This window comes from Desulfobulbus sp. (genome assembly GCF_031547805.1).
Lineage (GTDB): Bacteria > Desulfobacterota > Desulfobulbia > Desulfobulbales > Desulfobulbaceae > Desulfobulbus.
In genome coordinates this window covers 1-18,350 of the sequence record NZ_JAVBRQ010000047.1, presented here as the reverse complement: position 1 = coordinate 18,350, position 18,350 = coordinate 1, and the positions used below count along the sequence as shown (strand labels likewise).

Here is an 18,350-nt window from a genome sequence, read left to right as displayed (position 1 = left end):
GGATGTGTGGGCGGATTCGGCCTATCGCTCGGCGGAGCGACTGGAACATCTGGCACGGGACGGTTTTCGTGAACACATCCAACGCAAGGGGAGTCGTAACCATCCCTTGACGGCCCGAGAACAGGAAGGCAACAAGACCAGGTCCAGGATCCGTTCGCGGGTCGAGCACATCTTTGGTGTGCAGACCCAGCGAGCGGGGAATTTGCTGTTGCGCACGATCGGCATAGCCCGGGCTCGGGTCAAGATTGGCTTGCGCAACTTGGCGTACAACATTGACCGGATGGGGATGCTTCTGGCTGTCACCGGGTGAAGTGCGCCCGGAGAGCGGCAACATGGCAAAAAAACGCCATTGAGCGTGGAACGGGGCGCCGCTAAGGTGCAAAACCGATCGAATTGAAAGCCAGAACAGCATGATCTTTGCGAAAAATTTCCCGGTAAATGCTGATGGAGGGTACTGAGCTAAATTTCAAGATTCCCTTTCATCCTTCTGCAACCATGACCGGCTGGTCGATGAGATCCGCCAGTGGCACGATCCGATGTTCTTGGGACAATCGGCCAAGCAGGCAATGGAGTTGCTGCACCCAGAGGGCCGTTTCCTCCTCGCTTGCGGGCGGGTTGTCGTGGAGGAGTAGGATGTCGCCCGGTTGCAGTTGTCTCAGCACCCTGGCCGCGAGATGGCGGATCTTGCGGTTGCCGCGATCGAAGATGCGGCAGCTGAAGGTCATGGCCTGCAGGTTCAGGGAGGCGAGGGCCGGTCGCAGCCGGGGGCTGGTGATGCCGATCGGCGGCCGGAAAAACAGGGGCCGTGTGCCCATGCCGGCTAAAACGTCCTGGGTCTGGCGGATATCCGCCTCCAGGGTTTCGCAGCTCCGCAGCATGAGCAGGTGGTCGTGGCGATAGGAATGGTTGCCGATGGTATGGCCTTGGGCGAGGATGGCGGCGATCAGCTCCGGATGGGCGGCGGCCTGCTCGCCCACCACGAAAAAGGTGGCCGGAAGCCGGTAATGGGCCAGCAGTTCGAGCAGGATCGGGGTGGAGGCGGGAAAGGGGCCGTCGTCGAAGGTGAGGGCGATGCCCTTGCGGCCGGGCGCACCCCGGCAGATCACGGGCAGGAAAAAAGACGAGCGCGGCAGAAAAGGCGCGGCCAGGCAGGCGAGCAGGAAAAGCGCCAAGGGCACGGCGGCGGTCTGCGGGGCCGCAGTGAACCCCAGCGGGATGGCGGTGAGCAGGGCGGCCATGCCCGTTTTTGCCGCCGGGCTGAAACTCCAAGGCCGGTGCCGTCTCATACCGCCGGCGCTCCCGGTTTTCGGCCACTCAGCCAAAAGAGCTCCCGGTTGATCGCGGCTTGCAGTTTGAGTTCGACCAGGCCGGCTTCGGCCAGCATCCGCTGGAGATCCTCAGGGCGACGGTACCAGGGGTGCCGGCCTCCCAACCGGACCCGCCAGTCCTCGAGATACCATGCCGCCGACAGGGAGCCTTGCGGCCGGGTCACGAAGCGGAGCAGCAGCAAGCCGCCGGGGGCCAGCAGGGCCATGCAGCGCGCGCAGGTGGCGATCAACTGGCGATCGTCGAGATAATGCGACATGTCCAGGAGCAGGACCACATCGGCCGGGCCGGGCAGCTCGGGCAGCTCCGGAGCCGCTCCCACGAGCATGGTGCCCCGGTCGCCGGTGGCGCGGGCCGCAACCCGGACCCGATCGGGGTCCGGGTCCACCCCGATGACTTTGGCGATCGGGTATCGTTCCAGACACCAGCAGGCCGGCACGCCGTAGCCGCAGCCGATGTCGATAACAGTCCGGATTTCCCCGCACCCTGCCAACCGGTGCGGCAGTTCGCGGAAGAGCGGGTCGAGCTTGAACTTGAACCGGGCGAACATCCGGGGATAGGCTTCGAGCAGCCGGTAGCGGTGCCGCATCCGCTGCTCCAGGGATGCGTTCGACGCCACCGGCCGGTTCTCCTGATCAAAAAAGGCGCGCAGCAGCGGCGGCAGGAGCAGGAAGGTGCCCAGCAGCGAGTAGCCGATGCCCAGCAACGAGGTGATGCCGATGCTTTTCAGGGTGCTGTGCTGGGCGAAGCAGAGCACGCCGAAGCCGATGAAGGTCGAAGCCGCCGCCATCAGCACCGCACTGCGCGCCAGCACATGGCCGGGATGGTCGACGGTGCCGTACCATTGACAGCCGCGGACCGTGAAGATGGCGAAATCGTCGCCCATGCCGAGGATGACCACCGCGAGCATCAGGGCGGGAATGTCCAAGGGGCGGCCGATCAGCTTTAGGGTGCCGAGCGTGCAGATCAAGGCGAAGACCAGGGGGGTCAGGGTGATCAAGGTCAGCCGCCAGTTCAGGAACTGGACGAAGACCAGAATGCTCACCATGGCCGCGATCACGGCCAACAGGGTGGCAAAGGTGGCAAACAGAGTGGCGCCCAGGCGGTCGGAGAAAAAGTTGGCGTCGAACACCTTGCCGTCCCGGCCGTAGGTTTCGAGGAAGGCGGCGGCATCGTAGGCTTGGCCGGGAGTGAGCAGGGTGAACTGGATCAATTGTCCCGCCGGCCCGGTGGTGATGCCCATCAACCGGCCATACCGGCTTTCGAGGACCGGAGGTGCCTGCCGGTCCGGGGAATCGAGCTGGGCGAAAAAGGGGGCAAAGGCGTCGGCCGTCAAGCCAAGGGCGGTGCCTTCCCGGACGAGCGCGGTTTTCACCTGCCGCACCCGTTCCGGTGTCCAGAAGGAGCGCCAGGCCGCCGCATTGTCCCGGCAGCGCTCCGGACCCGGAAAAAGCATGGAAGGCAGGAACACCGACTGCACTGTGCCGGCCCGCATGTCCTGCTCCATCCGCGCCAGCAGGCGGTCGTTTTGGGCCTGCAACTCGGCCATGGAAGCGGCGGTGGTCATCAGGTGCACCTTGGCGGCGGCATTGCCCCAAACTTCGGTGAACATCCGGTCGTCGGCCTGGGTCTGCTCGCTGACCGTGTTCATCTCGCTCAGGCTGATGCGGAATTCCGGCTTGGCAAAGAAGACCAGGACCAGGGCCAGAGCCAGGGCCGCCACCGCGCCGGTCCTGCCGGTGTTGAAGAGGCGGTCGGCAAGCCGGTGCAGGGGCAGGACGCGGTCGCGGCCCGCGGGCATGACGGGAAAGATGCGCGGAAAAATGAGGTGGATGAACAGGTAGGTGCAGATGAAGCCCAGGGCGGTGTACTGTCCCAGTTCGCGAAAGACGGGGAAATCGCTCAGGCTGATCGCCAGGAAGGCGCCGACGGTGGTCAGCAGGGCCATGTTGCCCCCGATGGCCTGCACCTCCCGGGCCGCGTCCGTGCCTCGGGTAGCATGGGGCCGGTCGAGAAACAGCAGGTAGGTGATGCTGTGGTCGTCCATGATCGAGATGAGCGCGCCGGCAAACCCAAGGACCATGATCGAGATCGAGTCGTGGAACAGGGAATAGAGAAACAGTGCCGTCGCTGTTCCCGCCAGCGCCGGCAGGAGGGAGAGCAAACCGACCAGGGGCCGGGGAAAGGCGATCAGCAGCAACAGGGCGATTCCGGCCGTGGTCAGCCCCAGGGCCAGTTGTACGTCGTGGGTGATGATGGCCTCGTTGTCCAGGGCGGCCCGGAAGGCCCCGGCCGGGGTGAGGGTGACCCGGATGCCCGAGGCGGCAAAGGTTTGCGAGAGGTCGCGGCCGGCCTCGGCAAAAAAAGCGGCCAGCTTGCGGGCGGCCTCGCCGTCGGTCCCGGCGGTGGCGGGGCGGGCCACGACCAGGAGATGCCGTCCGTCCCGGGAAAGCAGGTGCCCCTTGAACAAGGTGGCCTGCTGCGACGGCGCCAGATGGATGAGCTTGGCCAAGACCGGGTCCTTGAAGCCCAGGGGATCGAGCCGGAGAAAGGCGGCCTGCCCGATGCCGTCCAGGCCGGACATGGCCTCCATCGCAGCCTGCAGCCGTTGGCGGATGGCGTCGTCCTGCAGTCGGGGGGCAAGGGTCTGCTCCAGTTCCTCGCGGGAAAACAGCAGCGGCAGCGTCTCGGCCACGCGGTGGGCCAATTCCGGCACCAGGGCGCCGGCATCGTTTTTGCCCACCTCGGCAAAGAGGCCGCTGGCCCGCATGCGCTCCTCCAGGCGCTCGCCGCAGGCCACCAGCATCTCCGGCGCCACGCGGTCGATCGCCACGTCGACCGCGACCTGGTCGTGGATGGGATGGTTGCGGAAGATTGCCAGCGCGTCGGCGATGACCCGCTCGTGGGCGGGCAGGGTGGCGACGATATCGGTATCGATATGCAGCCGGGCAATCCCCAAATAGGCGAACAAAGCGGTCGCGGCACTGACGATGAGGAGAAGGGGATAGTTGATCGAGGCGGATTTCATGGACGGACAAGAAAAAAGAGGACGATGGCGGCCACTGCGGCGGCAAGGTGCAGGAGGACGAACAGCCCCTTGTTGTTGTGATAGAGTTCGTTGCCCCGCTGGATAAGCGGCAGGCCGCCGAACAGGGAGCGCAGCCGATCGATCCACACGGTTTTGTTGTCGCTGCTGGCCAGCCCCTGGAAGGCGCACATCGGGCGGAGGGCGAAAAAATGCCCGCCCACGGCCTGGAGGAGCCCGTCGATGGGGATTCCTTGCCACGGTTCCCGCGCGATCCGTTCGGCAAAGGGACGGTTGAGAGCATAGGCGTGGGCCAGGCAGCGATAGCGCACCCGGACCACGGCATTCCGGCCGGTGGGCTGGCTGCCGTTGGTGAGACAGCCGAGGAACAAGGCGTCCCAGCTGTCGGTCTCTTGCAGGAAACCGCAGGCCTGGCGCAGCCGCTCCGGGTCGCAATCCCGGAAAAAGACGTCGTCCTCGAAGATCAGGATATGCCGGGCGCCCGCCGCCAGCCCCCGGGAGAGGCAGCGCTGGTGCGAGCCGTAAATGCCCCGGGCCGGATTTTCCTCGTCCCTGGCCACGACGAGAAACTCCACCCGTCCCTCCAGGCCGGCCAGAGCAAACTGCTCGCTTGCCGCCGCCATCCTGTCGGGCCGGCTGTCCAATGTGATGCAGTAAATGGCGTCGAAAAAGTCCCAGCCCGGGCCTTGGCTCATGGTGTTCCGATCCGCTCCCATCTTGCTTCGCCGGTTGGGCCGGGATATAGTGAACTCCCGGACCGCTTGCAAGCGTCCCGGCCGTTGTTTTCCTTCCCTGTGGTCCAGGCGGGCCAGGACACGATGAAACAATTGTATAAAAAATGCATCCTCTGGCTCGCGGCGACCGATTTCGTCCGGTCGGCAATCGCGGAACGGGCCGACCTGTCGGCCTTTGGCGAGAAACCGACGGCCAGGGTGCTGTTCGGCGTCCTGCTCATCGGCTTGAGCTTTCTCCTCGGCTGGCCGGCGGTCGCCGCCATGGGCTTGCTCTCCCTGCACTGGGAGACCCCATGGATCGTCGCGATTGGCGGTCCCCTGGTCTACGGCTTTTCCCACCTGGTGTTTCTTGCGGGCATGTACCTGTCCGGCGCGGTCTATTCCCTGATTTTCTGCCGCTGGCTGGTCCGGGTGGCCGTGGAACGCTGCCTGGCCCAAGTTGCGGCGGAGGTGGCGGACGAACGGCCCGACCTCTCCCGTTGAGGCCGCTTACGCCCCGCCCATCGTTTGTCCTTCCCGTGCCATCGCCTTGATCCACGCCGGCGGCTTGATCTGGCCGCGGCTCACATCCCGCATCCGCAATCCTTTGATCGTCTCCCGTACCCGATTTTCTTCGTCGAGGATGCAGAGATCGTAGACGAGTTGGTCGTTCGCGTGCGCTTGCAGCAGCGCCAGGGTGCGATACCGTTCGCCGGTCCGGGTCGGCCTGGCGATGCGCCGGGCGGCAAAGCCCACCGGGAAGGGCACGAAATCGACCAGGAGCTGTCCGTGGACGCAGGCGGCGTGCATGGCCCCGTCCAGCGGAAAGGGCGAGCCCAGCGGCCCGGTCGGGGAGTGGTCCGGCTCGGGCGCCAGCACGGTACCCCAGGCGGCATCCGCATGGAGAACCAGCCGGTCTTGCAAGCTCCGGTAGGCTGGGCCGAACGGGACCAATTCCCGGTACACCTGCTCGGCGGAGACGCTCGCGCCTGCCTCCGGCCACGGGTCGGTCGCCCACTTGGGTCCTGGCCCGTCGGGAATTGCCCCGTCGGCAAAGGTCAGCTCGCAGTGGACGACCAGCCGGGCCATGGCCTTGCCTTGGGTCCTGGTCATCAGCCGGGCGCGGATCTCGCCGTTATCCAGCGGTTCCGACTCGACCAGGGCGTCGATTTCAGTGGCGGCCGGCGGAATTTCGAGCAGTTTGGCAAAACGGCCGTCGCGCATCCCGCCGACCTCCAGGTGGGGATGCGTCGCTTGCACGGTCGCGGCCAGGATCTGCATGGCCTCCACCGCGGCCAAAACGATGCGGCCGGCAAAGCGATGATCGGCAAACCAGGGCCGGACCGGGATGACTATTTCCCTGCGTTCGCCGGGCATCAGCTGGGAAACTGGTTCCAGAGAGCAATGGTCTTGGCGTCGATCTCCACCGGGATATGGTTGGCGTTGACCGCGCAATGGCGGGTCATGCCGGTGCAGGCGATCTCGCCGTTGTCCGCCCTGGTGATCAGATAATCGAACTGCACCTTGACCAGTTCCAGCCGCGCCAGACGGGTGTGGATATACATCAGGTCGTCGTAGAAGAGCGGCGAGTGGTAGTTGAGTTCCGTTTTGATGATCGGGTAGAGGTAGCCGCTTGCCTCGATTTCCTTGTAGGGATAGTTGGCCTCGCGCATGAGCGAAGCCCGTCCGAACTCGAAATAGCGCAGGTAGTTGGCGTGGTAGACCACCTGGGACCGGTCGGTGTCGACGTACAGGGTGCGCAGTTCGCAGCGGTGCCAGACCAGGCCGGTCTTGGTGTCGCGCACATGGGACGGGCGGTCGTGGGGTTCCGGGACAAATGGTTTGGGGCGCATCACAGACCTCTGAAAACAATGCAGCAGTTGGTGCCGCCGAAGCCGAACGAGTTGGACAGGAAAAACTCGTGGACATGCTTGCGGCTCCGGTTGGGCACCACGTCCAAGTCGGCAAGGGCGGGGTCGGGAAGGTGGTTGACCGTCGGCAGCACGAGTCCCCGGCGCATGGCCTCGATGCCGAGCGCCGCCTCGATGGCGGCCGAGGCGCCAAGACTGTGGCCGACCTGGGATTTGTTGGCCGAGATCGGGATTCGCGGCAAGCCTTGGCCGAAGACGGTCCGCATGCATTCGGCCTCGGTGGTGTCGCCGGTGGGGGTGGAGGTGCCGTGGGCATTGATCGCGCCGATGGTCTCCGGGCCGATGTCGGCATCCTCGATGGCGTCTTGCATGGCTTGGGTGACCGTTTGTTCGTTGGGCCGGGTGAAATGGTGCGCATCCGAATTCCAGCCGATGCCGGCGATCTCGGCCCTGGGCAACAGGCCATGGGCGCGGGCGGCCTCCTCGGCGGCCAGGACCAGCACCCCGGCCCCTTCGGCCAGGACAAAGCCCTTGCGGTCGATGCTAAACGGCCGGGAAGCCTGGGCGGGATCGTCGAAGGCGCGATCTTTCGGGCCGACCTTGATCGTGGCCAGCATGTTGGCGAAGCCGAGAATAATCTCCGGAATCAGGCAAGTCTCGACCCCGCCGGCCAGGGCGAAGTCGCAATCGCCGTCCCGGATCATCCGGGCCCCGATGCCGATGGCGTGGTTGCCCGAGGCGCAGGCGCCTTGCGGCGAAAAGATGGGGCCGGTGAAGCCGAGCAGCATGCCCGCCTTGCCGGCCGGGAGATTGGCGCAGAGGTTCGGCAGCAGGTAGGGGCTGACCTTGAGCGGCCCCAGGCGCGTGTAGTTGTCCATGGCGATCCGGTAGGCATCCGAACCGTTGAGGGCCGAGCCGATCAGGCAGGCGGTGCGCGGACCGGTCCGGCCGTCGATTTCCAGGCCGGCGTCCTCCAGGGCCTGGCGGCAGGTCTCCATGGTGAGGAAGACAAAATCCGCATTCCACAGCGAGGCGTCCTTGCGGCCGACGTAGGGGAGCGCGCCCGGATCCCAGTCGGGAATCTCGCCGACCACCTGGCTGCGGGTTTCCACCGTGCACCGGGTCAGCCGGCGGAACCCGGCCCTGCCGGCCACCGCGCCTTCCCAGGTGGCGGCGAAGGTGCGGCCCAGGGCGGTGGCGGCGCCATAGCCGAGGACCACGACCTTTCTGTTGAGCGGGGCCTTCATCGTTGTTCCTCTCTCTCCATGGCCGGGGATCTCAGGCTATTTTTCTCAGCACCGCGCAGGCGTTGCAGCCGCCGAAGCCGAAGGCATTCTTGAGCACATGCTCCTGCGTAAGCGTCCGCGCGCCCTCGGCCACGCAATCCAGCTCCATCTCGGGATCGGGCCGATGGTTGATGGTGGGCGGCACCACGTTTTCTTCCATGCCGCGCAGGGCCAGGATGGTTTCGATGGCGCTGGAGGCGCCCATGGCATGGCCCAGCAGGGATTTGTTGGCGCTGACCGGCGGCAGCTTGCCCGCGAAGACCGCGCGCAGGGCGTCGAATTCGATCCGGTCGCCGGCCCTGGTGGAGGTGGCATGGGCATTGATCGCGGCAATGTCGCCGGGAGCGACGCCGGCATCGCCCAGGGCGTCGAGCATGCATTGCCGGACCGTGTCCTCGGCGGGCATGACGAAATGGTGGGCATCCGAGGTCATGCCCCAGCCCGCCAACTCGGCGGTGGGATGCAGGCCGTGGGCCGCGGCGAACTCCTTGGTGGCGAGGACGATCGCCCCGGCCCCTTCGGACACCACGAACCCGCGCCGGTCGACGGAAAAGGGGCGGCTGGCCCGCGCCGGCGACTCGTCTTCCCGCCCCTGTTTCGGATGAAAGGCGCCGTTCATGGTGTGGAATCCGGCGAGGATCGGCTCGACCAGGGCGCAGTCCACGGCTCCGCAGAGCGCGATATCGGCCCGGTCCTGGGCCAGCAGCATGGCGCCCACCAGCATTGAGGTCAGACCGGTGGCGCAGGCGGTGATGGCCGAGAGGATCGGCCCCCTGGCGCCGGTCAGCATCGCGATCTTGCCGCCGATCATGTTGATGCAGGAATTGGGATTGGCGTACGGGTGGGGCAGTTTCCGCTCGGCCTGCCATTTCCGGTCGGCCGCCAGGACCGCGTCGATGCCGCCGACCGCCGAGCTGTAGGTCACGGCCACGCGCGGGGCCAGGCCGGCATCGATATCGATGCCGCTGCGTTCCAGGGCGCGCGCCACCGACAGCATGCCGTACCGGAACACCGGTGAGTGCCAGGCCGCCCGGTGCCGGGGAGTGAGGAAGGGGTAGTCCAGGTGGTCGATCTCCGGCACCTGCCCGGCAATGCGCACCGGAAAGTCGTCGTGCAGCGGAAAGCGGGTCAGCGGGCCAATGCCGCTCTGGCCGGCCAGGGCATTGCGCCACTGCTCCGGCAGGTCGGCGCCCAGCGGCGAAATGGCGTCGTACCCGACAACGACCGCCCTTTTTCCCTCCGAAAACCGCACCGGCGCGCTACCAGGGGATGAAACGGTACAGCTTGGCGAACATCTCGTAGACCTCGATCCAGTTTTGCAGGCTCTCGGAGTTAGTCATGTGGGCGCGTTTGTTGACCATGACCCAGCTCATGTGGGCCGCCCCGTCCTTGCAGGTGGAGCAGTCGCGGGTCTCGGAGGTGCAGCAGCGGTGCATGGTCTTGAGATCCGAGGCCCAGCGGATGAAGTTGGTCAACCGCTTGGGGCGGGGCTCGCGCTGGTCGAGGGGATCGGTGACCGAGGGACATTCCATCCAACCGAAGGCGCGGCCGCACATGGTGCCGGTGGTGATGATCCGGTGGTAGTATTTCGAGGAGATCACCGTTTCGGGGTAGCTGTCCAGCATCTGGTCCATCTCCGCCCGGACCGCGGCCAGCTCGTCGGGCTGCCAGGAAAAGCCGTCCACGCCCTCGTCGTTGGAGAGCAGCTGCATGTGCACCTTGAGGCCGACATTCTTGATCCGGCGGATGTTGTTCTCGATCTTGCCCAATTGCTTCGGCGTGATGGTGTAGAGATAATAGGCGTTGGGGTCGCCGGCGTAGTTGGCGCTGGAGACGGCGAAGGTGTCCCTGCCCCGCAAAACGATCTCGTCGGCCGCGTCGCCCCACAGGGAAATGCCGACCATCAGATCCGGAAACCGGCTGCGGTCGACCTTGACGATGCCATTGGTGGCGCAGAAGGTGGGCAGGCGGCGGTAGAAGGCCTCGATCCGGTCGGGGCAGAGGGTGGGTTCGCCGCCGATCAGGATGGCCAGGTTGACGCCCCGGGCCATCTCGCTTTCGACAAAGGCGTGCCACTTGGCCACATCCTTTTCTTCGGAGGCGGCCTTGTGCTCGTTCGACGAAAAAAAGAAGCAGCCCTTGCAGCGGAGGTTGCAGCGGTCGGTCACGTCGTAAATGGAGCTGCGGATGTTGAGCCTGGAGATACGCCGGTAGCGATCGTGCCAGTAGGAATCGAGGAGCGAACTGACTGTTTTCATGCGAGCGACTCTGCCTCTATTGACCGTCTGGCGGCGGAGTGACGGGATGGTCACAGAGATTGGGGCCTTTGTCGTAGCCCCGGACCCAGACCGCCAGGTAGGTGTCGACATAGTCGAGCCAGGCGGAAAAGGTGTCCGGGTCGGTGGCGTGGCGATACATCCGGGCGGTGACCACGGCGCTGCCGGCCGCGTAGTGGCGGCAATCGGCGCAGTCGGTGTCCGGCACGCAGCAGGCGGCGCCGCGATCCCATTGCAGATCGGTTCGGTACTGCCGAAACGACCGGCCGAGACCGACGGCGGTCGACGGGTTCATCCGCGGGTAGGAGCAGGAATACAGGGCGTGCAAGCCCAATACGTGGGTGTGGGCGACGATGTTGTAGGGCGAGAACAGCACCGACTCGGGATAGTCGGCCAACAGGCAGGCCATCATCTCGGCGGTGGCGGCCAGGCTCTGCGAGGTATGGCGCAGGGCGCCGGCATACCCCACCGGCGCGGAGAACATGTTGAAGGTGACGCGCTGGCCGCACAGGGCCAGCCGCCTGGTCACCTCGGCGGCCTCGAGAATGTTCTGCGGGGTGAAGGTATAGACAAAGACCGCCCGGGGATCGCCCTGGTAGTTGGCGATCTGCCGGTCGAGCATGTGGCCGGCCTTGCGGATGGCCTTGCTGGTGGCGTCGTTGCCCCAGACCGAGATGTGGATGCGATAGTCGATCTCGCGGGGGATTGTTGTCAGGCCGTTGGTGGCGATGGCGCCTAGGGGGATGGTTTCGGCGCAGACGCGGCAGAGCTCGGGGACCAGCGACGGCTCGGCGCCGGCCAGGACGGCGAAGGTGATGCCCCGTTCCTTTTCCGCCGCCATCAGCGCACGCCAGGCGGCGGGATCGTTGTTCTCGGCGGCGAACTGCTTCTCGCCGTTGAAGTAATAGCACCCGTCGCAGCGGATATTGCAGCGATGGGTCATGTCGTAGGTGGATTCCCGGAGGAAGAAATAGCGGCGCACCTTTTCCCACCGCTCCCGCACGGCGGGAATGGCGACGATCTCGGAGAACTTCCAGACCGCTTCCCCTGGCGACCGGCCGGACATTTATTCGCCGCCGCTCCGTTTGTCGGCGATATACTCGCCGATGATGCGGAGGGTGGTCAACTTGGGATAGTCGTCCTCGTCGATCCGGATGCCGAATTCGTCGCGGATCACCAGGGCGATGGTGGCCAGGTCCATGCTGTCGATGCCCACCTCGTCGACCAGGTCGAGGTCGGGGTTGAAGGTGTCCGGGGTCACATCTTCCAGCTTGAGCTCGTTGATGATGATCTCGGCGATGCGGCGGGTGGTTTGCTCAAGGTCGCTGGTCATGGGTCGTTTCTGCATCCTGTTGATTTTCAAGGGACATCGTGCCGGAGCAAACGTCCTCTGGGCCATGGGTTATGCGAAAAGAGTAGAGGGCGCCCCCATTCATGGGCACGGCATGGATGTCGAGCCGCTCCCCCGGCCCGACGATCCGCTTGAACTTCACTCGATGCAACCGCTTGATCCATAAACGCTCCTGCCGTGCGAGCGCAATGACATCGGCGACCATCTTGAGCTGGGCAATGCCCGGCAGAATGGGGCGATCGGGGAAGTGGCCGGAGAACCAGGGCGAGTCGCCGTTGACAACCACCCGGGCTCTGATGTCGTTGGGTGCAGGCATCTCTAAATCAAGGAGCGAATACCACATGTTCTCGTTTTATGTCCAGGTGAAATTGGAATTATGTCCAGATCGCCCCGGGAAGGCCGGAATCCCCCCGGACGCGGCCGGGGCGCCCTCGTTTACCCGGTCAGGTATTCCCAGAGCGGCCCGGCCAAACCCCGCCGGTGCAAGGTCCGTACGGTTGCCGCCACGGCTGCGCCTCCCGAGCCGACCAGCCAGTTTCTGCGTCCGGCGGCCCGATCGACGATTCGGGCCTCGATCGTCTTAAGGTCGATGGCGTCGGGCTCGTAAAATACCGGCTGGAGCAAATCGGTGTCCCGGTCGATCTTGCCCTCGGCCACGGCGTGATCGTAGAGGCCGGTGCCGGGATAGATTCGGATGCCGATGAAAAAGAACAGGACGGTTTGGTCGAGTCCTTCGATGGCGTCGAGGCTTTCGTCGACGGTTGCCGCGGACTCGCCCGGTCCGCCGAGAAGAAAATAATGGGCCACGTGGAGGCCGGCGGCGCGGGCCTGTCGATGGGCGCGGGCCACGTCCGGCGGCCGGAAGGGTTTGCGGTAGGCCCGAAGCATGGCTGTGGCCAGCGATTCCGTGCCGAATTCGACGTGCCGGCAGCCGGCGGCGGCCATGGCCTCGAAATAGCCGGCCGGAAGCGCGACCGGCGTGAAGAAGGCGCCCCAGGGAACGGCCAGGCCGCTCTCTCGCAGGGCCCCGGCCACGGCCAGGCTGTGGTCGATATCGGAGTTGAAGGCCGAGTCGGTGAGGAACAGGTAGCGCGCTCCGGCCGCCTGCAATCCCTGGGCGGTCCGGGCGACCTCGTCCGGATCCGTCAAGCGGTGCGTGCCGCCCTCGATGCGGGGATAGGGGCAATAGAGGCAGCGAAACGAGCAGCCGCGCTTGCTCTGGAGGTTGAGCATGCCGCCGTTGCGGACGTAAAAGCCGCTTTGTTCGTCCCGGCCGGGAAGCCGGCGGTACAGTTTTCCCCGCCAGGGCGGCGGTTGGGCCACGGTGCCGCCGGCCACCAACACTCCGGGAATTTCGGCCGGATTACGCCCCTGAGCCAGGGCATCGACCAGCAGCCCGAAACGCTCGCCCTCGCCGACGATGCCGTAATCGACCCCGAGCAGCTCGAAGATGCGTTTTGGCATGATGGTAAAGCCGCAGCCGCCGCAGACCAGGAGCGCGGGCGTCCGCTGCCGCAACCAGGCCACCAGTTCCCGGTAGTCGTGCAAAAAAAACAGGGAATCGGTGGCATCGGTATTGTCGATGTTGCGGCAGGAGATGCCGACGATCTCGGGGGCGAAGTCGTCGAGCAGGCCGGCCAGGGCCGCCCGGTCGACGACCTGCAGATCGACGATCCGCACCCGGTGTTCGGGCGACAGGGAGCCGGCCACGTAATCCAAGCCGAGGGGATAGACCGGATAGGGCGCGGTCAGGGTGTTGGGCGAGAGCAGCAGCACCTTCATGGCCTGAAAAACTCCATGGCGGTGAGGCACTGGCCCGTTCCCAGCACAAGCAGCCTGTCGCCTGGGCGCAGGACGATGTCGTCGCCTCCGATCAGGGGGCCGGGAATCCGGCCTGCCTCGACAAAGGCCGCGGCCAGGACCGCGGCCACGGCCGAAGCCGAGGCGAACTCGCCGGTGAATGCGCGATAGCGGCAGGTGGGCAGCGGCGTGCCGATTAGGTCGAACAGGCGCGTCAACTGCCGGTCGCCCTCGGCCCGTCGGGCGGCCGGCACCCCGGCGAACACGGCGGCGGTGCGTTGTCGGAACGCCGCCGCCTCGCCCAGGGCCGCGAGCATGTGCTCCACAAGATCGGTGCCGCCGCCGCGGCCGTAAAAGGCCAGGCGGGTCAGGCAGCGTGCCCGTTCGCGGTCCCGGTTGACATACAGGGCGCCGCCGCCGTCGGCCAGGGCCCCGGCGGTAACGGAGGGATCGAGCAGGGGCGAGAACTGGGCGTGCCCCTCGTCGGCGCCGAGCAGCAGGGCCGGCCGGCCGGATGCGGGCAGCAGGGTCTGTGCCGCCAGCAGGGCCTGTTCGAAGGAATAGTCGCCGCCGCTGGCGGTCAGGTTGGCGCCGGTGGCGTTGCAGCGCATCGCCACCTGGCCGGCCGGGCCGTTATGGATCGAGCCGACGAAATCGGTGGGGCTGGGGAACTGTTCGGCGGATTCGCTCAACCGGTGAAGAAAATCCCAGGTTTCGGAGAGCGCCCCCCAGCCGGTTCCCATGAAGACCGCTTCGGGTTGCTCCGTGCTCGTCGCGTCGGCGCAGGCTTCGTCGGCGAGCAGCAGGGCGAGGCGGGCCAGCCGCTTGATCCGGCGGACGAGCTTGGCGGGCAGACGGCCGGCCACTTGCTCCGGGGCTAGCTGGCCGGCCACCGGCAAGCCGAGGCGGAGCCGCTCCAGGGTCGGCCGGAGGAGACCGGCCCCGGTCAGGCAGGCGCTTGCGTGGATGGCGAGCACATCGTCCGGTGGCGGCGGTCGTTCGGGCGATTCGCTTCCGGGCCGGCCGATGACCAGGCAGCCGTTGTTGCCGCCAAAGCCAAAGGAATTGGAAAGCACGGTGGCAACCGGCCGCTCGGTACAGGTTTGTTGGGGCGTGCACCCGAGGGCCGGGTCCGGCCGGCGGCAGCCGACCGTTCCGGGCATCAGGCCGCGGCTGACGGCCAAACAGGAGACCACGGCCTCGATGGCGCCCGAGGCCGCCAAACTGTGGCCGGTGGCGCCCTTGATCGAGGAAAGGGGCGGAGGCGTGGGGAAGAGCGAGACAATGGCCCGGGCCTCGGCCAGGTCGTTGTCCGGCGTGCCGGTGCCGTGCAGATTGATGTAGTCGACGGCATCGGGCGCCAGGCCCGCGTCCTTGAGCGCGGCCAGCATGGCCGCCCGCGCGCCTTTGCCCTCGGGATGGGGCGCGGTCGGGTGATGGGCATCGCAGGAAAGCCCCGCGCCCAGCAAGGTGGCCAGCGGCCGTTCGGGCCGTTCGGTGGTCAGCAGCAGCAGGGCCGCGCCCTCGGCCACGGCAAGTCCCTGCCGGTCGGCATCCAGGGGCCGGCAGCCGTTGCGGTCGACCAGTTGCAGGCAATGAAAGCCGAAGTAGGTCAGGCGGCTGAGCGAATCGACGCCGCCGGCGAGAATGCGCCGCATCCGCCCGATTCGCAGCAGGTTCAGGGCCAGGGCGATGGCCACCGCCCCCGAGGAGCAGGCGGTGGAGACGGTCAAGGCCGGGCCGGTGCAGCGGCAGAGTGTGGCAAGGTCCTCGGCCAGGCTGAACAGGCCGTGCGACCGGTAGGCGTCCCGGTCGCGTTCGCCTGCGCGCAGAAGTCGTTCTGTGGTCAGAATGCCGCCGGTGGTGCAGCCGAGCACGATCGCATCGGGCGGTTCCGGACAGCCGGCCATGGCCATGCGGGCGGCTTCGCGGGCCAGGCGATGGGCGCGCGGCAGTGGCGGAGCCGGGTCCGGCTCCCTGACCTGGCCGACCAACAGCGGCGCGTTTTGTAGCAGGGGAAAGATCTCAAGGGGGGCGATGGCCGACCGGTTTGCCCGCAGGGCCGCCTCCGTCGCCTCCAGGCCGCTGCCCAGGGGGCTGACGATTCCGGCGGCGGCGACATGGACCGCCTTTCGGGTCAACCGACTCCTCCCGGTCTGTTCGCCTGGATGTGGGCGGCCAGGGCGGCCAGGGAGGCAAAGACCTTCTCGCCGACCTCCTGGCTGTTGATCACCACCCCATAGTCCCGTTCCACCATGACTACCATCTCCAGAACGTCGATGGAGTCGATGCCGAGTTCCCCGCCCACGAGCCGGGCCCGGTCATCGAATTGTTCGGGGGTGAGGTCGGTAAGGTTGAGCAATTCGATCAGTTTGACCTTGAGCTCTTCGATTAGTTCGTTCATCGTGCGTTCCACCTGTGCAAGCCCCGGTGATCAATCGGTTTTTCCCGGGAAGAAGGTCGTTGGTTGGTGAAAAAGTAATGCAAGGACGAAAAAAAAGAATAATATAGTCGTTTTTGCTCATTTGTCATCAAGACTCGGTGGATGCGCGCGGAGAAAACGAGGGATTTCCTTCGGTTGCAGGTGCCAGCAGCCCGTTTGCCGCGTTGTTTGCCATCCCACGGTGCCGGAGGGAACATGAGCGCCTTTGCACTCGCCAACCTGACCCTCGAGGATCTGCTGCCGCACCGGGGTGCGATGCTGCTGATCGACGAGGTGTTGGAGGTGGACGCCGTCCATGCCAGAACCCTGAGCACGGTACGGCCGGACTGGCCGCTGACCGACGCGAGGGGCGCCGAGTCCCTGATCTGCGTCGAACTGGCGGCCCAGACCGCCGGGGTGTGCAACGGCTGGGACCGCATCCGGCGCCGGGGGTTGGACTCGGATCGAATGGGCTGGCTGGTGGCGGTGAAGCGGGCGGATTTCTTCGTCGGCCGCCTGCCCCTCGGCGGCAGGATCGAGACCCGGGCGGAAAATACCCTGGTGTTCGATAAATTCAGGGAAGTCACCAGCGAACTCCACCGGGACGGCCGACTTGTCGCCTCGGTGGTCCTCCAACTGTATCAAGCCTGAAGAGCGGACATGAGCACGGACAACACCCCTCGGGTGGCCATCGTCACCGGCGGCAGCGGCGGCATCGGCCGGGCCGTTTGCATCGAGTTGGCCCAAAGCGGCTGCTATCTGATCGTCAATTACCGCCGTAACCGGGATGGCGCCGAACACACCCTGGCCGAGGTGCGGGCGGCGGGCGGCGAGGGCGAGATCTGCCGATTCGACGTCCGCGACCGGGAGACGGCCGAAACCGCGGTGCTGGAGATTGCCGGGCGCTTGGGGGCCATCGACATCCTGGTCAACAATGCCGGCACCCTGGCCGACGGCCTGTTCATGATGATGTCGCCGGAAAACTGGCACGGGGTGATCGAGACGAGTCTGCACGGCTTCTACAACATGACCCGGCCGGTGCTGGAGCAGATGGTGCGGGCCCGGCGGGGGGCGATCGTTTCCATCTCCTCGGCCGCCTCGCTGATGCCCAACCGGGGGCAGGCCAATTACGCCGCGGCCAAGGCCGGACTCAACGCGGCGAGCAGGACCGTGGCCACGGAGGTCGCCCGCCTGGGCATCCGGGTCAATGTGGTGGCGCCGGGTTTGATCGATACCGAGATGATCGCCAAGGCCCCCAAAGAGCACATCAAGGGATTGATTCCCATGGCCCGGATCGGCCGGCCGGAAGAGGTGGCGCGGGTGGTGGCCTTTCTCTGCTCCGAGGCGGCCTCCTACGTCACCGGCCAGGTGATCTCGGTCAACGGCGGGATGCTGTGAGCGCGCGCCTGGTCTGGTGCCTGATGCTGAGCCTCCTGCTGGGGGCAACCGTGGCCCGGGGCGACGGCGCCGATGCCGCCTCCACCCGCCTGCGCTCGGTGCAAGCCGATTTCACCCAGGAAAAACATCTTGCCATCCTTACCCGGCCGCTGATTTCCCGGGGAACCCTCGCCTTTCAGGCGCCCGGATCCCTGCGGTGGGAATACCTGCGGCCCATCCATACCGTTTTGCTGCTCCACGACGGCCGGATCGACAAGCTGATCGAGCGCGATGGCCGCTTCGAGCGGGACAACGGCGCCGGGGTGGATGCCATGCGAACCGTGCTCCAGGATATCGGCAGTTGGCTGGACGGTCGCTTCGGCGACAATCCCCTTTTTGCGGTCAGCCGCACCGGAGCGCAGACGCTGGTCCTCACGCCCAGGGAGCCGGGCCTGGAGACGGTGATCAAGCGAATCGAACTGCGCCTGGGCGCCCAGGAAGGGGTAATGGACCGGATTACCATCGTCGAGGGCGACGAGGCCGTCACCGTGCTGACCTTTTCCCAAGTGATTCTGAATCGGGACATTCCGGCCCAGCGTTTCGCCGTCCCCTGAAAACGGCGAGGCCCTCCATCAAGGCGCCTTTAGGGTATCTTGAAAATTAGATGCAGTAATCTGCAGCGGATCAAGCAATTAACTTGTTGATTTATCGATAATATGTTATTGTTTCCATCGTTTTAAGGAACCTTGCCACCTTCTGACCCGATGGAGAGCCGCCATGATTCAGCCCGGTTTTTTTGATCTGCAGGACCGATTACACAAAATCGACAAAAACGGCGACCCGCTGACCAAGATCAAAGAGGCCGTGGACTGGGATATGTTT

Annotated in this window: 19 protein-coding genes; 5 read left to right on the top strand and 14 right to left on the bottom strand. The window is 65.9% G+C overall.

The window, feature by feature from the left end; genetic code table 11:
- Nucleotides 1-310, top strand: a 310-nt coding sequence (locus RMR13_RS14710) for a transposase (protein WP_310601380.1), incomplete at its 5' end; no start/stop codon positions are given.
- 169 nt (nucleotides 311-479) lie between these two features.
- Here RMR13_RS14710 and RMR13_RS14705 read toward each other — a convergent pair.
- From RMR13_RS14705 to RMR13_RS14695, 3 genes are read right to left on the bottom strand one after another with little or no spacing between them, the layout of a single operon-like run.
- Nucleotides 480-1,286 carry a polysaccharide deacetylase family protein gene (locus RMR13_RS14705; RefSeq protein WP_310601379.1) on the bottom strand — a complete coding sequence of 269 codons (807 nt, stop codon included), beginning with the start codon at nucleotides 1,284-1,286 and terminating at the stop codon, nucleotides 480-482.
- Complete coding sequence (locus RMR13_RS14700; RefSeq protein ID WP_310601378.1) at nucleotides 1,283-4,354, bottom strand: methyltransferase domain-containing protein; 3,072 nt, start codon at nucleotides 4,352-4,354, stop codon at nucleotides 1,283-1,285. The genes RMR13_RS14705 and RMR13_RS14700 overlap by 4 nt, the downstream gene beginning before the upstream one ends.
- Nucleotides 4,351-5,067, bottom strand: a complete 717-nt coding sequence (locus RMR13_RS14695; protein ID WP_310601377.1) for a hypothetical protein — start codon at nucleotides 5,065-5,067, stop codon at nucleotides 4,351-4,353. Before RMR13_RS14695 ends, RMR13_RS14700 begins: the two co-directional genes overlap by 4 nt.
- Before the next feature lie 123 nt (nucleotides 5,068-5,190).
- Here RMR13_RS14695 and RMR13_RS14690 point away from each other — a divergent pair, with 123 nt between their 5' ends.
- Nucleotides 5,191-5,589, top strand: a complete 399-nt coding sequence (locus RMR13_RS14690) for a hypothetical protein (RefSeq protein ID WP_310601376.1) — start codon at nucleotides 5,191-5,193, stop codon at nucleotides 5,587-5,589.
- A 6-nt stretch (nucleotides 5,590-5,595) separates the two neighbouring features.
- Here the strand turns inward: RMR13_RS14690 and RMR13_RS14685 are convergent, their stop codons facing one another.
- The 11 genes from RMR13_RS14685 to RMR13_RS14635 all read right to left on the bottom strand — a co-directional run bounded on the left by RMR13_RS14685 (nucleotide 5,596) and on the right by RMR13_RS14635 (nucleotide 16,073).
- Nucleotides 5,596-6,462, bottom strand: a complete 867-nt coding sequence (locus RMR13_RS14685) for a polyketide synthase dehydratase domain-containing protein (protein WP_310601375.1) — start codon at nucleotides 6,460-6,462, stop codon at nucleotides 5,596-5,598.
- Nucleotides 6,462-6,938, bottom strand: coding sequence for a thioesterase family protein (locus RMR13_RS14680; RefSeq protein WP_310601374.1), 477 nt, complete (start codon nucleotides 6,936-6,938; stop codon nucleotides 6,462-6,464). Before RMR13_RS14680 ends, RMR13_RS14685 begins: the two co-directional genes overlap by 1 nt.
- Complete coding sequence (locus RMR13_RS14675; protein ID WP_310601373.1) at nucleotides 6,938-8,203, bottom strand: beta-ketoacyl-[acyl-carrier-protein] synthase family protein; 1,266 nt, start codon at nucleotides 8,201-8,203, stop codon at nucleotides 6,938-6,940. The genes RMR13_RS14680 and RMR13_RS14675 overlap by 1 nt, the downstream gene beginning before the upstream one ends.
- Nucleotides 8,204-8,234: 31 nt before the next feature.
- On the bottom strand, nucleotides 8,235-9,494 hold the full coding sequence (locus RMR13_RS14670; protein WP_310601372.1) for a beta-ketoacyl-[acyl-carrier-protein] synthase family protein: 1,260 nt from the start codon (nucleotides 9,492-9,494) through the stop codon (nucleotides 8,235-8,237).
- A gap of 7 nt (nucleotides 9,495-9,501) precedes the next feature.
- Nucleotides 9,502-10,500 carry a radical SAM protein gene (locus RMR13_RS14665; protein WP_310601371.1) on the bottom strand — a complete coding sequence of 333 codons (999 nt, stop codon included), beginning with the start codon at nucleotides 10,498-10,500 and terminating at the stop codon, nucleotides 9,502-9,504.
- A 16-nt stretch (nucleotides 10,501-10,516) separates the two neighbouring features.
- Nucleotides 10,517-11,584, bottom strand: coding sequence for a radical SAM protein (locus tag RMR13_RS14660; RefSeq protein ID WP_310601370.1), 1,068 nt, complete (start codon nucleotides 11,582-11,584; stop codon nucleotides 10,517-10,519).
- Entirely contained in the window at nucleotides 11,585-11,851 is a 267-nt protein-coding gene (locus tag RMR13_RS14655; RefSeq protein ID WP_310601369.1) for a phosphopantetheine-binding protein, read from the bottom strand.
- Nucleotides 11,835-12,212 (bottom strand): hypothetical protein, encoded by a 378-nt coding sequence (locus tag RMR13_RS14650; RefSeq protein ID WP_310601368.1) that lies wholly within the window; start codon nucleotides 12,210-12,212, stop codon nucleotides 11,835-11,837. The genes RMR13_RS14655 and RMR13_RS14650 overlap by 17 nt, the downstream gene beginning before the upstream one ends.
- Nucleotides 12,213-12,304: 92 nt before the next feature.
- A complete protein-coding gene (locus tag RMR13_RS14645; protein WP_310601367.1) occupies nucleotides 12,305-13,651 on the bottom strand; it encodes a lipid biosynthesis B12-binding/radical SAM protein in 1,347 nt (448 codons plus the stop codon).
- Nucleotides 13,648-15,810, bottom strand: coding sequence for a beta-ketoacyl synthase N-terminal-like domain-containing protein (locus RMR13_RS14640; RefSeq protein WP_310601366.1), 2,163 nt, complete (start codon nucleotides 15,808-15,810; stop codon nucleotides 13,648-13,650). The genes RMR13_RS14645 and RMR13_RS14640 overlap by 4 nt, the downstream gene beginning before the upstream one ends.
- Nucleotides 15,807-16,073 carry a phosphopantetheine-binding protein gene (locus RMR13_RS14635; protein WP_310601365.1) on the bottom strand — a complete coding sequence of 89 codons (267 nt, stop codon included), beginning with the start codon at nucleotides 16,071-16,073 and terminating at the stop codon, nucleotides 15,807-15,809. The genes RMR13_RS14640 and RMR13_RS14635 overlap by 4 nt, the downstream gene beginning before the upstream one ends.
- 234 nt (nucleotides 16,074-16,307) lie before the next feature.
- Between RMR13_RS14635 and RMR13_RS14630 the strand changes: the two genes are divergently transcribed.
- Genes RMR13_RS14630 through RMR13_RS14620 form a run of 3 tightly spaced genes read left to right on the top strand, consistent with a single transcriptional unit; the run spans nucleotide 16,308 to nucleotide 18,082 of the window.
- Nucleotides 16,308-16,742, top strand: a complete 435-nt coding sequence (locus tag RMR13_RS14630) for a hypothetical protein (RefSeq protein WP_310601364.1) — start codon at nucleotides 16,308-16,310, stop codon at nucleotides 16,740-16,742.
- A 9-nt stretch (nucleotides 16,743-16,751) separates the two neighbouring features.
- The gene (gene fabG / locus RMR13_RS14625; RefSeq protein WP_310601363.1) at nucleotides 16,752-17,489 is read left to right on the top strand and encodes a 3-oxoacyl-ACP reductase FabG; all 738 of its coding nucleotides are present in this window, start codon (nucleotides 16,752-16,754) and stop codon (nucleotides 17,487-17,489) included.
- Entirely contained in the window at nucleotides 17,486-18,082 is a 597-nt protein-coding gene (locus RMR13_RS14620) for an outer membrane lipoprotein carrier protein LolA (RefSeq protein WP_310601362.1), read from the top strand. The genes fabG and RMR13_RS14620 overlap by 4 nt, the downstream gene beginning before the upstream one ends.
- The last annotated feature ends 268 nt before the right edge of the window (nucleotides 18,083-18,350 follow it).